This window comes from Acinetobacter sp. TYF_19 (assembly GCF_043105125.1).
GTDB classification, from domain to species: Bacteria; Pseudomonadota; Gammaproteobacteria; order Pseudomonadales; family Moraxellaceae; genus Acinetobacter; species Acinetobacter johnsonii.
In genome coordinates this window covers 56,239-68,795 of the sequence record NZ_JBICLH010000044.1, presented here as the reverse complement: position 1 = coordinate 68,795, position 12,557 = coordinate 56,239, and the positions used below count along the sequence as shown (strand labels likewise).

11 protein-coding genes are annotated in these 12,557 nt (G+C 39.9%); 5 read left to right on the top strand and 6 right to left on the bottom strand.

Annotated elements, in window-relative coordinates; all coding sequences use genetic code 11:
• The first annotated feature begins 241 nt into the window (after positions 1 to 241).
• The 3 genes from ACF8FD_RS05360 to thiM all read left to right on the top strand — a co-directional run bounded on the left by ACF8FD_RS05360 (position 242) and on the right by thiM (position 2,737).
• A complete protein-coding gene (locus tag ACF8FD_RS05360; protein WP_005401172.1) occupies positions 242 to 499 on the top strand; it encodes a hypothetical protein in 258 nt (85 codons plus the stop codon).
• 187 nt (positions 500 to 686) lie between these two features.
• Positions 687 to 1,850: a hypothetical protein gene (locus ACF8FD_RS05355; protein WP_234305016.1), complete on the top strand. Its 1,164-nt coding sequence runs from the start codon at positions 687 to 689 to the stop codon at positions 1,848 to 1,850.
• 11 nt (positions 1,851 to 1,861) lie between these two features.
• On the top strand, positions 1,862 to 2,737 hold the full coding sequence (gene thiM / locus ACF8FD_RS05350) for a hydroxyethylthiazole kinase (protein ID WP_234305017.1): 876 nt from the start codon (positions 1,862 to 1,864) through the stop codon (positions 2,735 to 2,737).
• 182 nt (positions 2,738 to 2,919) lie between these two features.
• Here thiM and ACF8FD_RS05345 read toward each other — a convergent pair whose 3' ends face one another.
• Both ACF8FD_RS05345 and ACF8FD_RS05340 read right to left on the bottom strand, forming a co-directional pair.
• Complete coding sequence (locus ACF8FD_RS05345) at positions 2,920 to 3,492, bottom strand: hypothetical protein (RefSeq protein ID WP_234305018.1); 573 nt, start codon at positions 3,490 to 3,492, stop codon at positions 2,920 to 2,922.
• A 244-nt stretch (positions 3,493 to 3,736) separates the two neighbouring features.
• Positions 3,737 to 5,263 carry a TerC family protein gene (locus tag ACF8FD_RS05340; RefSeq protein ID WP_004696888.1) on the bottom strand — a complete coding sequence of 509 codons (1,527 nt, stop codon included), beginning with the start codon at positions 5,261 to 5,263 and terminating at the stop codon, positions 3,737 to 3,739.
• A gap of 539 nt (positions 5,264 to 5,802) precedes the next feature.
• Between ACF8FD_RS05340 and ACF8FD_RS05335 the strand changes: the two genes are divergently transcribed.
• Together ACF8FD_RS05335 and ACF8FD_RS05330 are read left to right on the top strand one after the other, a co-directional pair.
• Positions 5,803 to 6,120, top strand: a complete 318-nt coding sequence (locus ACF8FD_RS05335; protein ID WP_125274462.1) for a hypothetical protein — start codon at positions 5,803 to 5,805, stop codon at positions 6,118 to 6,120.
• 153 nt (positions 6,121 to 6,273) lie between these two features.
• Positions 6,274 to 6,738 (top strand): MarR family winged helix-turn-helix transcriptional regulator, encoded by a 465-nt coding sequence (locus ACF8FD_RS05330; protein ID WP_004696885.1) that lies wholly within the window; start codon positions 6,274 to 6,276, stop codon positions 6,736 to 6,738.
• Positions 6,739 to 6,743: 5 nt separating this feature from the next.
• Here ACF8FD_RS05330 and ACF8FD_RS05325 read toward each other — a convergent pair whose 3' ends face one another.
• The 4 genes from ACF8FD_RS05325 to ACF8FD_RS05310 form a co-directional block, all read right to left on the bottom strand.
• Positions 6,744 to 7,406 carry an SOS response-associated peptidase family protein gene (locus ACF8FD_RS05325; RefSeq protein ID WP_125274460.1) on the bottom strand — a complete coding sequence of 221 codons (663 nt, stop codon included), beginning with the start codon at positions 7,404 to 7,406 and terminating at the stop codon, positions 6,744 to 6,746.
• A gap of 260 nt (positions 7,407 to 7,666) precedes the next feature.
• Positions 7,667 to 9,829, bottom strand: a complete 2,163-nt coding sequence (locus tag ACF8FD_RS05320; protein ID WP_279679080.1) for a malate synthase G — start codon at positions 9,827 to 9,829, stop codon at positions 7,667 to 7,669.
• A gap of 361 nt (positions 9,830 to 10,190) precedes the next feature.
• Complete coding sequence (zapE, locus tag ACF8FD_RS05315; protein WP_004696878.1) at positions 10,191 to 11,342, bottom strand: cell division protein ZapE; 1,152 nt, start codon at positions 11,340 to 11,342, stop codon at positions 10,191 to 10,193.
• 85 nt (positions 11,343 to 11,427) lie between these two features.
• On the bottom strand, positions 11,428 to 12,435 hold the full coding sequence (locus tag ACF8FD_RS05310) for an AraC family transcriptional regulator (RefSeq protein WP_205666733.1): 1,008 nt from the start codon (positions 12,433 to 12,435) through the stop codon (positions 11,428 to 11,430).
• Positions 12,436 to 12,557 lie beyond the last annotated feature (122 nt).

The window sequence follows — 12,557 nt, the reverse complement described above, 5'->3', positions numbered from 1 at the left end:
CTTCACATCGTGCAGTGCTTGTCTAGCAATATTTGCACCAGCCTTTAGACTTGCTCAGTACCATTAGCTCTCTACCATTCAAGCGCTGAGAAACTTAAAGACATGGATAAGATATAAAGCCAGCTCTTTTCAAATATCTAACTTAATTTTCAAATCGGCTACATTTTGTGCACAGTTTTTGCTTGTATCTAAATATGCATAGCGCATGATAAAACTTAAGCAAAACAAATAGAGGTGTGAGATGTACTTAAAAGACCATATCGTCCGCGTCGAAAATATAAAAATGCTGCAAGCAATGCATGCTGCAAAAATTGATCATAAAGTCATTGCCCTGTTCATGAGCTGTGAAGGAATACCTTTACAAGCACACGATGTCAGTAGCATTTTAAATCACTACGACACACTAGGGAGTAAAAAGTTGCCGAGCAAAAAAGTTCAAGCCATGATTGAAGCTAAAAAACTAGGTATGGAAGATGACTCTCTACCTTGCCCCGTTTAAATTCTACGTCTACAAAAAAATACGGTGCATGCCGTATTTTTTTCGCCCTATATTCGCCACTGCATTGCTTCACCCGTCTAGCGTTTACAAAGCACCTCTGCTTGTTCAATTACACTGCAATTTACAACGCCTTTCTGAAATTTTAGCGTGTATAATTTGAGAAAATCCTGAGTCTCAAATTCATCTTATGTCGCTTCAAATTTTGCACAAACAACTTGATGAAAGCACGCCTTGTCCACTTTGTCAGGCGGCCATGTTTTGGGTGGATGCTGAACAATACGACAAAGAAATTAACTTTCATGAATGTAGCCACTGCCAACATCGTGTTTTTAGCAATTCAAACTTAAATTGCCACTGCGACAGTTGTTTAGCCCAGCGCAAAAAAATATTGAAAGAAACTCGTCAGCAAGAACAGCGTAAATCCAAAACCAAAACCAAGGACATTTATGAGTTTGAACTGGGCCAGCTCAGTTTTATGCATAAATTATTTTTATTGGCCCTGTTAGATGACTACGCACAAGAACATACACAACATCAAGAGTTTATTGATTGGGAACAGATCAAATATTTTAGTATTACCCCCAATTATCTATTTCAAAATAGTCTCGTCAAACAACTGGTAAAAGAACAAATCCTCGTTGCCAAAGATTTTGCCAGTGAAGCCCATCAGTACTATATTAATGTGCGTTTGGACGGCTATTCTGAACCCAGCCTATTTAGTGTTACGCAGCAGTTACGTTATTGGTTTTATGAAAATCTTAGCCTTGGTGTGCCTTTTAAGACCGCGGATGAAGTCAAAAATGCCTTGTACCAATTGCTCTATCAGGAAATTATCCAATTTATGCAGTTTTACTGTCGTACTTGGGGCATTCAAATTGCAGGAAATAACAGTTTTCAAGTGTTTTGTTATCGTTTACTCGATGTACTCGCGGTCGGACAAATTTATTATTTAATCCAAACTGCATTGGAGTATTTATATGAACGTAAAGCCTTACAACCCAGAAATGAAAACTTTATTAACACCAACTTGTTGAAAAAAACTTTACAACAATACCGTGAACGCAGTGTGGCTGAAAAATGGGAAACTTCAACGCTGCCTCGACCGCATAACCTACCATTCAGCAAAATGAGCGAAGTTTTATTTTTCCGCTTTTTAGGCTATGACGAAGCCATTTTCTTCCAGCCTGTCTCTCGTTTATGGCAAAAAATTGAGCCGCGTTTAAGCTTCTACTCACAAAAACGCTGTATGTACTGCGGTTCAAATGAGCTTACCGTAGATTATGATGCTGACCAATATGTGACTTTATTTTGTCGCAAATGTAAGCATCAAGACCACTATTTCACCAAATAAGGGCACCCACTATGACCCAGCTTTTAGACTTGTCCTTGCTTAACACAAAACAATCGATTCAAGACCAAACCGATGTCTTGGTAGCATATGTTGCTGAAGCTTGGACTGCGCTGCAAACGCAACAACCTTTGGTGCAATGTATCACCAACAGTGTGGCTGCTAACTATGCAGCCAACGTTTTATTGGCTGCGGGCGCCTCACCTGCCATGATTGATAATCCCTTTGAGGCGGAAAGTTTCACCAGTATTAGTGCAGCGCTCAGTATTAACCTAGGTACACCAACCTCTGAACAAATGCAAGCCATGCAAATCTCGGCACAAACCGCACAGCAGCAAAACATACCTTGGGTATTAGACCCTGTAGGATATGGGCCATTTTTAAAATGGCGCTCTGAAATGGTAGATCAACTTTTAGCTTATCAACCCACCGTTATTCGTGGCAATGCATCGGAAATCAGCACACTTGCAGGGAACCAGATCGAAACCAAAGGCGTTGACAGTACAGCAAGCAGTGCCGATGTCTACCATCAAGCAAAAACACTTTTAGCACAGGCTGAAATCATTGCCATTTCTGGCGAGTCTGACTACATCCTTTCCAAACAACTTGATGTTGTAATCCAAGTCAATGGTGGTTCGCATTTACAACCTAAAGTTACTGCTACGGGTTGTGCCCTTGGTGCATTAATTGCAGCCTATAGCGCCGTCACCAATCCTGTCATTGCAGCGCTGTCTGCGCATGTCCACTTTGCCATTGCGGGGCAACTTGCTTATACCCAAAGCCAAAGCACAGGAAGTTTTAATGTAGCGTTTATGGATCACATTCATCAAATGAAAGCTGAAACCATTTATGAATATGCAGATATACAGCTTATCCGTACTTCAGCCTAAATAAAGTATGGCGAGAGTTTCTGCTTAGGCAACTTCTCGCCCTAAAAACACGTTTATCGCCGCTTCTAGCAGAGTCAACAGATCTAATTTACAGATACACATCAAGCCCATACCAACAAAATAATCAGGCGTATGTTGCATATAAAAGTTGATATGACGACTGGCTCGATTTCGAAGCCGAATCAATTGTTCAGGTGTGGTCTGGGCAGTACACAAGGATGCACAAACACATCATCACTGCGCTGTTGCACATTCACATGACGGTTTTGCATGAGATCAAGAACCTGTAAATGATCCTCAGGCATTGACACTTCTGCACGCGGATAAAAACGTTTTGAACGTGAAGCAAACAGCCGATATACTTTTGGCTGCATTAAACTCGAAACAAACCATAACTGACGCGTAGGATATTTTAAACGATAACCCAAGGTCAGTCGAATTGCGGATAAAAGTGTTCTATTTTGATTTCGGTAGTCTGGTAAAAAAGCGGCACGCGAGCTAAGAATATATAAGGGTTGATGCGCTGTCTTAAGCTTCAAGATGGCAATAATATTTTGCCCAACTATTTTTCCGCGATGATAAAAACGAATAATTGGCAATGCCACTACATCAGGGTTATACACCAATTGATGTAGTTCTTCTGGGATTGCATTTGGGAAAATCTGTCGATCAAAAGTTTCAAGCTCTTCAAATAGAACTTGTTTTTTCTCTACTGAAAGCTTTTTAAAATCAATGACCTTTTCCAAAAGTTGCATGAAGTGTTTCCATTCTTATTTTGATCACTTGTTTTACTGCCATGGTCTAAATGCAATGCTTTGACGACCACAGGTATAGAAAAAAATGTCTTCACCAAACCGATAACGTCAAGGACCAAATACGACAGCCCAATTGCGGGCATAGAATAACTGCTTTTTATTTAAGTGCATAGCGCTTATTTTATAAGCAGAAAAAATGCCAGCACAAAGCTGACATTTTTCTCACAATCTAGTTTTGCAATGATTAAGCAGTACGATAGGTGATATTGACTGTCTTAATTCGATTTGAATCCAACTCAAGCACTTCAAAGTGAACACCACGGTAGTCCAATTGAGTTCCAACGTGTACATCACCGTGGGTTTTATCTAGGATTAAACCAGCAACACTAATATAGCCCGCATCTTCTTCAACCAAATCGATCATCCCAAGTTCCAGTTCAAGCTGATATAAATCCAGCATGCCTGTCGCCTTCCACGTCTGATCATCAACCTTCACCAAATCAAGTTGCTCATCGGCATCGGGGAATTCACCAGCAATCGCCTCAAATACGTCAAGCGGTGAAACAAGGCCCTGCACATTACCAAACTCATCGCTCACCAAAACCAATGAACCTTTAGACGTTCTTAACGTATTAATCGCATCAATGACTTTCATTTTTTCAAAAATGTAAATTGGACGATGACGTTTGATCAAGTCTTTCAATTGCTCTTCATCATCTAAGACATCGAGCAATTCTTTGGCGCGCGCAATACTGATCACTTTATCCAAGCTACCGCGGCACACAGGAAATAAACTGTGCGGCACAGACAGTACCTGTTCACGAATTTTCTCAGGTGAATCATCAAGATTGACCCACGAAATTTGACTACGCGGTGTCATGATCGACGCGACCGAACGTTCAGCCAATGTCAGTACACCGCCAATCATATAACGCTCTTCATCCGCAAAAGTTTCTTGCGCTTGAAGCTGATCAGGATCTTCAGCTTGGAGCTTGCCACCCATGAGTTTCAAAATAGAATCCGCAGTACGATGACGCAGTGGAATTTTCGCTTCATGTTTTGCCGCATTGCGCTCACCAAATTGGTTAAAGGCTTCAATCGCAATGGCAACACCAATACCCGAATAGATGTAGCCTTTAGGAATGTGGAAGCCGAAACCTTCCGCAATCAGGCTAATACCAATCAACAGTAAGAAGCTTAAACACAATATGACCACAGTCGGATGACGGTTTACAAAAGTCATTAATGGTTTTGACGCCAACAGCATGACCACCATGGCAACGACCATAGCCACCATCATCACATTAATGTTGTCGACCATACCAATCGCGGTAATCACCGAATCCAGTGAGAACACCGCGTCAAGGATCACAATCTGTGCCACAACTGCGGTGAAACCTGCGTAGACCACATTGGTGGTCAGCTTAACTTCGGGCTTACCTTCAATTTTTTCATGCAATTCGGTAACGGCTTTATAGACTAGGAACAAGCCACCAAATAAAAGAATCAGATCTCGCCCAGAGAATGTCCAATCTAAGACAGTAATCAGCGGTCGAGTCAACGTGACTAACCAAGTGATGATAAACAACAAGCCCAAACGCATTAAAAGTGCAAGCGACAGACCAATGACACGCGCTTTATCGCGTTGCTCAGGGGGAAGTTTTTCAGCCAAAATGGCAATAAAGACTAGGTTATCAATACCTAAAACAATTTCTAATATAATAAGCGTAAGTAAACTTACCCATATTCCCGGATCTAATAAAAATTCCATTATTTTATTACTCCAGAATTATGTTTCTGTTTTAAAAGCATAGACCTGCACGGCGACGGATCCATATTTGTGACCTGTTCAACTAAAGATGAAATAATTATGCCTGAGATGTGTGGCTTGTAATAATTTTTTTATGGTTTTTAACAAAATTTTAATATTCGACCACTTATTATGCAAAAAATACATAAAAATATCGAAATCTCTGTTCGAAATTTTGTCACTTAATGCCAATTGTCGCATTCCATAAAGATTAGACTCGGCGGTCATTTTTTAGTTTTTCTAATAAAACACATCTTAAATAAAAACCAAATTATTGTTTTTATTTAATTATTTATTTTAATAATAATTAAAAAATATCAATTCACTACAATTATGATTTTAATAAATGACACTTTTTGTTAAAAACACTAGTTCACAAATCCATTTTTTTCACTAAAATGAAACACGGCCAGCATTGTTGTAAAAGTGGTCAATTACCCAAACCAAGGATGCACGGATTGACAATCCGATCAAAGTAATCGAAGACAGGATTCATCGCTATGAACAATGAAAAAGCATTGACCTTCAATAAGACGTCAAAAATGCTTGCCAATACTAGCTATGAAGGCGCATATCTGCATTTGGACTCCTCATTTGATCAGCATCAAGTTAAAGTTGTGGTTTCGCATAATAACCAAAAGTTTGAAATGCACTTGCCTATCGTTCTACAGGACGGTTTTCCTATGGCTAAACTTTCTTTGGATTCTCACCAGAATGCTGAAGTCGAAGATGAAGTTGTACAATTTGCGCAAAGTATTGTGAGCTTCCATCAGGATAAAGACAGTTATGCCCTGTCTCTTCTAAACAGCCACGCTTAACTTTTCTTGATTACTGACGAAGGATATCCATTAACAGATTTTCTTTATGATGAAAAATCCAGTAATTTTGTATTGATAAGTGTATGAGTGTTCACATAAAATGTGTTCAAATGATCTATAAAATAAAAATACGATTCACGGGGAATCCGTCACATGACCAAAAAGTACAGTAAGTTCCTACCAGGTTCTGAAGATTTTTCTTTAGAAAGTTTTCCATTTTACTGGGTAACACAAGTACATGCACAGTATGTACTCAATGTCGATCACGCTTTAAAAAAGTATGGTTTAGATAACTCACGTCGTCGTATTTTACTGGCTCTAGATTCAAAGCCACATGCCAGTGTTTCTGATTTGTCTGACATGGTGGTCTCTAAAATGTCAACAACTACCAAAATTGTCTATCGGTTAAAGGATGAAGGATTGGTTGAAACTTATTCTTGTGAAGATGATGCACGTATCACCCGTGTTCTTCTCACCGAAAAAGGTGTTGAAATGACCAATAAGATCAATGATCTCACCAGTGTTGTACTTGAGCAATCATTTGAAGGCTTAACACCTTTGCAAATTGAAAAAATGATGGAAAGCTTAAAACACGTGTTTAAAAATTTAGCTCGCTAAACCGTTTAAAAGTCGAAAAAGTTGAGTTGGGGACTCTCTTTTTCGACTTTTATTTTCGGCACATGTGAACATTCAAACTCTCCAACAGGAAAGCCTTGTACAAAAGATTGAATATTTGGTGATTTCCAGCTGAGCCACTGCTCTAAGCGTTCATGTGGAATCACAATCACTGAGCGCTTCACATCACCTGGCTCATGAAACTCCCGCATCATTGGATGGTCTATAGCATCCATCGTAAGCATAGTTGCTGAACGCACTACCTCGCCTGCTATGCGACAGATTTCATAAAGTGCAGCAACAAATATCACCTGACCATCCTGTCGTCTAACACCCCATCTCTGCGGCTTTTGTTCTATATATTTGGACTCATAAAATTCAAAAACGGGAATCACCCCAAACTGATATTTGGAAGTGGCCTCAATAAAACTAGCCTTTTGCAAGAGTGTCTCACTTCGAGCATTATAGGTTTTCGTTGCAATACTCTTATCTTCGGCCCATTTCGGTATTAAACCAAAATGTACCTTACGCCACTCAAAACCTAAATTTGATTTAAACAATAAGGGTAGCTCATAACCAGGATAGACTTCTTCGACATAATCAAACGGAATTTCAGGTAGACCAAACTGTTGTACTTGAGCAAGGGTTAGAGGTTTAAAATTAGCGCACATGGATTTTCATCCAACTTGATGGTTAACAATAGTATGACGAGATTTATATAGCGAATTGTATAAGGCTTTTATCCGCATCGTCTAGTTGAGATACTGATTCAACCCCACGCTTAAACCCATTCATAGCTCTGAGCAAGCACTAATCTATAGACTCCTCTCACACGTGAGTAAATCGAACCTATCGACTCCCCCTATAGACACAATACGACTTATTCCAGCCAATAAAAAAGCCTCCTAAGAGGCTTTTTTAGCTTTACAGATTAGTCACCTGTATAACCTTTTAACTTCAAACGTGCAGCATGCAGAAGTGGTTCTGTATAACCTGATGGCTGCTCACCACCTTTAAACACAAGGTCATAAGCTGCTTTGTATGCATAACCATCGAAGTTTGGCGCCATAGGGGTGTAAAGCGGATCGTTTACGTTTTGTTCATCAACGATTTTCGCCATACGCTGCATCACTTCTTCAACTTGCGCCGCAGATACGATGCCATGACGTAACCAGTTTGCAACGTGTTGAGATGAAATACGTAAAGTTGCACGGTCTTCCATTAAACCCACGTTATTGATGTCTGGAACTTTCGAACAACCTACACCCAAGTCAACCCAACGCACAACATAACCCAAGATCCCTTGAAGGTTATTTTCAAGCTCTTTGGTTTTCTCTTCTTCAGTCCAGTTGGTATCTGTCGCTAAAGGTGGTGTTAACAAATCATCTAATGATAAAGGCTCTGTATTCAATAATTCTTTTTGACGCTCAGACACGTTGCATTGGTGATAGTGAATCGCATGAATGACAGCACCAGATGGAGAAGGAACCCATGCACAGCTTGCGCCCGCTTCTGGATGTTCAATCTTGGTTTTGTACATGTCTAAAAGCATATCTGGTTTTGGCCACATGCCTTTACCAATTTGTGCTTTACCACGTAAGCCCGCTTGAAGACCGATCATTACGTTACGGTTTTCATATGCTGGGAACCAAATTTGTGATTTCACTTCGCCCTTACGAACGAATGGACCTGCTTCCATAAAGGTATGGATTTCATCTCCAGTACGGTCCATGAAACCCGTGTTAATGAAGATCGTACGGTCTTTCGCTTGAGCAATACAGTTTTTCAAGTTTACAGAAGTACGACGTTCTTCATCCATGATACCGATTTTTAAAGTTTTTGCAGGCAAGCCAAGCGCTTGTTCTGAACGCTCAAACAACTCAACAGCAAAAGCAACTTCTTCAGGGCCATGCATTTTAGGTTTTACGATGTACATTGAACCTTTACGAGAGTTCTTGTTTTCGTTTTCACCTTTAATGTCTGCGAAAGACAATAGCGGAGTGATTAATGCATCCATGATACCTTCGTAGATTTCAGCACCATCTACAAGAATCGCAGGATTGGTCATGAGGTGACCCACGTTACGAAGTAGCATCAATGAACGGCCATGAAGTTTCGTTTCACCGCCAATCAAGTTTTTGTGCGTACGGTCTTTATTCAAAGTACGCGTAACAGTTTTACCATTTTTCTCGATAGACTCTGAAAGTGTACCTTTCATCAAACCTAACCAGTTACGGTAGCCTTCAACTTTCTCTTCTGCATCTACAGCAGCGATCGAATCTTCTAAATCCTGAATAGTCGTTACAGCAGCTTCAAGAACTAAATCTTTTACGCCAGCGGCATCTGTTTTACCAATTGGGCTGTTCGCATCAATTTCAATTACAACGTGTAAACCGTTGTTTAAAAGTACAATTTCTGTTGGTGCAGATTCTTCGCCATTGAAACCAACAAATTGTGCTTCTTTAGCCAAAGTCGATGTTGAACCGTCTTTTAACGTCACAACTAACTTTTTGCCTTCAACTGCATATTTTGTCGCATCAGCATGCGAACCATTTGCTAATGGGAAGATTTCATTTAAGAAGTTTTTAGCAAATGCAATAACTTTGTCGCCACGCACAGGGTTATAGCCTTTACCTTTTTCCGCGCCACCGTCTTCTGGGATCACGTCAAAACCGTAAAGTGCGTCGTATAAAGAGCCCCAACGCGCGTTTGCAGCATTTAAGCAGTAACGTGCATTACGCACAGGTACCACCAATTGCGCACCAGCCAATAATGCGATTTCTTCATCTACATTTTCTGTGCTGATTTGGAAATCTTCTACTTCTGGTACTAAGTAGCCAATTTCAGTAAGGAAAGCTTTGTAAGCTCCAAGTTCAAATTTGTTGTTGCGGTGCCATTCATCGATCTTCGCTTGAATGTCGTCACGCTTAGCCAATAGTGCTTTGTTCTTTGGGCTAAGATCGACAACGACTTGTTCAAAGTTTTTCCAGTAAGTTTCACTGTCCAAACCTGAACCTGGAAGTGCTTCATTTTCGATGAAATCGTAAAGTTCTTTAGCAATCGCTAACTTGCCTTTTTGAATACGTGCAGTCATTGTCTTTCCTGATATTGCTACTTTTTATACAAGAGATTCTAGTATACCGATTTAAACTTGGCTGAATAGTAATATCACCGTGCGAAATAGTGATCATTTTTTATTTAATAAAGTATACAAACTACCAAATAAAATACTGCTCAAGGCACAAGCATTATCAATTTACAAAATGCTCTTTAGTAGTTTATTAAGTTTTTGAAATGCCGAAATTAGACTTAAGTGCAGGTTTGCATATTTTTTACACTTAAAACCAATATTCTCCCTATTTTCAATCCTGATTAAGCCATGATTATTCAAAAAAGTCGATAAATTAATCGATGAAAATGCACATAAAAAAGCACCCTTTTGGGTGCTTATATTTTTAAATTTCTTCTTGCTGTTTACTTGCTTCAGCTTGTATTTGTCGATGTGCTTCATTCAAGTAATCATCTGATTGCATTTCCAATAAACGTGAACGCGTGCGTTCAATTTCAAAGGCTAATTTATCACCAGAGTACAAATCGATAATTGTATCTTCTGAGGTTAAAATCAGTTTTACCCCACGGTCATAAAACTCATCGACCAGATAAATAAAACGACGCGTCCCTTCAGAAAGATAATCGGTCAAATGCGGAACATTACTCACCAACACCGTATTATAAATATTTGCAATTTCGATAAAGTCAGCAGGACTACGTGGTTTTAAACACAGCTCTGAATACTCACACCATAAAACATCTTCAGTATGCCCGACCGTTTCTACAATACGATTATTAATAATAATCGGCTCATCTGAAATGGTTTGGGTTTGGGTCAGTGCGCTAAAACGCTGCGCAATCCAACGTTGGTGCTCATGTGTTAAAGGAGATTTAAAGAGTTGCGCTTGCTTTAAAACACGCAAACGATAGTCCACGCCTGCATCTACATTTAAAATCACACACTGCTGTTTCACCATTTCAATGGTTGGAATGAAACGATCGCGGTGAATACCGTTTTTATATAAACCATCTGGCGCAATGTTTGAGGTTGCCACCAAGGTAATGCCACGTGCAAAAAGCTTTTGGAACAAATCACTGAGAATCATAGCATCTGTGACGTTTGAGACAAAAAACTCATCAAAACAAATGACCACCGCTTCTTTATAAATTTGATCCGCAACCGCATCTAAAGGGTTACGCTGACCTGAAAGCTTGTTGAGCTCACGATGTACATGTTGCATAAAATGGTGAAAATGCATCCGTGTTTTACGACGAAATGGAATTGAGTCATAAAACTGATCCATCAACCATGTTTTACCACGGCCTACACCACCCCACATATACACACCACGGGGAGAAGTTTGACGGCGGAAACGACGGAATGCTTTTTTAGATGCCTTAAAACGTTGAATTAATTCATGCCAAACGCGATCCAACTCATGAACGGCCTGAGCTTGTGCCTCATCAGACATGAACTGCCCGGATGCTAAGGCTTGAGCATAACGCTCTGCAGGAGATAAGGGACTGAATGCGGTAGGTGAATTAAAATCTGACATATCATTTAATACTGTTTTTAGGCTATATCAATTATAGCGGAGTGGAAAAGTTAATATATAACACTTTGGCATAATTATGCTTAGGCTATTTCCCATATTGTCGTGGACTGTAACCAAACCACCGTTTAAATGCATGATTAAAGGCTGCAGGCTCCGAGTAACCCAATAACTCTGCAATCATTTCAATGGAATATTCCTGATATTCCATCAAATGTAGTGCACGGTCTTTCATTAATTGCTCACGAATTTGTTTATAACTGCTATTTAACTGTTGCAACTGGTGTCTTAAGGTTCGCTCTGGCAAATTCAACGCTTGTGCGGTTTCAGCCATGGTCGGCAGTAAACCACGTTGTAACTCCAAATAATCCTGTACACGTTGAATCAGACTTGGTTGCTCTGCCGTTTCTTCCAAACGTTGTAATTCCGCCTGACATTTGCCTGCATAAACGTTAAATGTCATCAAATCTGCAGAAGGAATTGGTACATTTAAAACCCATTCATCAAACCAAAATTCAGCTTGCTGCGTACCAAAACTCACTTGTTGACCATAAACCTGCTGATAGAGCGCCAGTTTTTTCGCATCATCAGGTCGTGAAATAGGTAAAGTAATTCGAATCTCAGGCATTTCCAGCCCAATCATCTTATAAATATCTTGTAAAAACTTATAGGTTCCCGCTATCTCAGAGTGTGCACGCAACTGTCCCACAGACGTTTGTAGGTCTCGCGGTAGATAACACAGTGCGACTTGATCATTTTGTTTTTTCAAACCCAATAAACCACTCAAATGCGTCAAACTTTGATAGCGAATACCCTGTTCTAACGCGGTATGTGTCGTTGGACTGGTCATCAATAACATCAGTAAAGGGCCATATCCCGCCAAGACATAATGCTGACCAATGAACAAGCCTTGCTCAGGCTCAATATCCTCTGCAATGATTTTCAAAATATCCCACTCTAGAGCAGGATGGATGATCGCATTCGGATCAAGCGACTCCACACGTAAGCCAATGCTTTGTAACTTTTGATCGACTGCGACTCCTGCTTTACACATTCCTTGAATCAAATACATCAAGCCAAGTACAGAACGTTTCATAATCAATTAAAAGCAAAATATTGACCTATGTTTTACTACAGCCACCTAGCGTACAACAATTGCCGAATCTATCAATTTTCTTGTCAGGGCTATCATAGACCTTCTGGATAGTTGCTCTACAA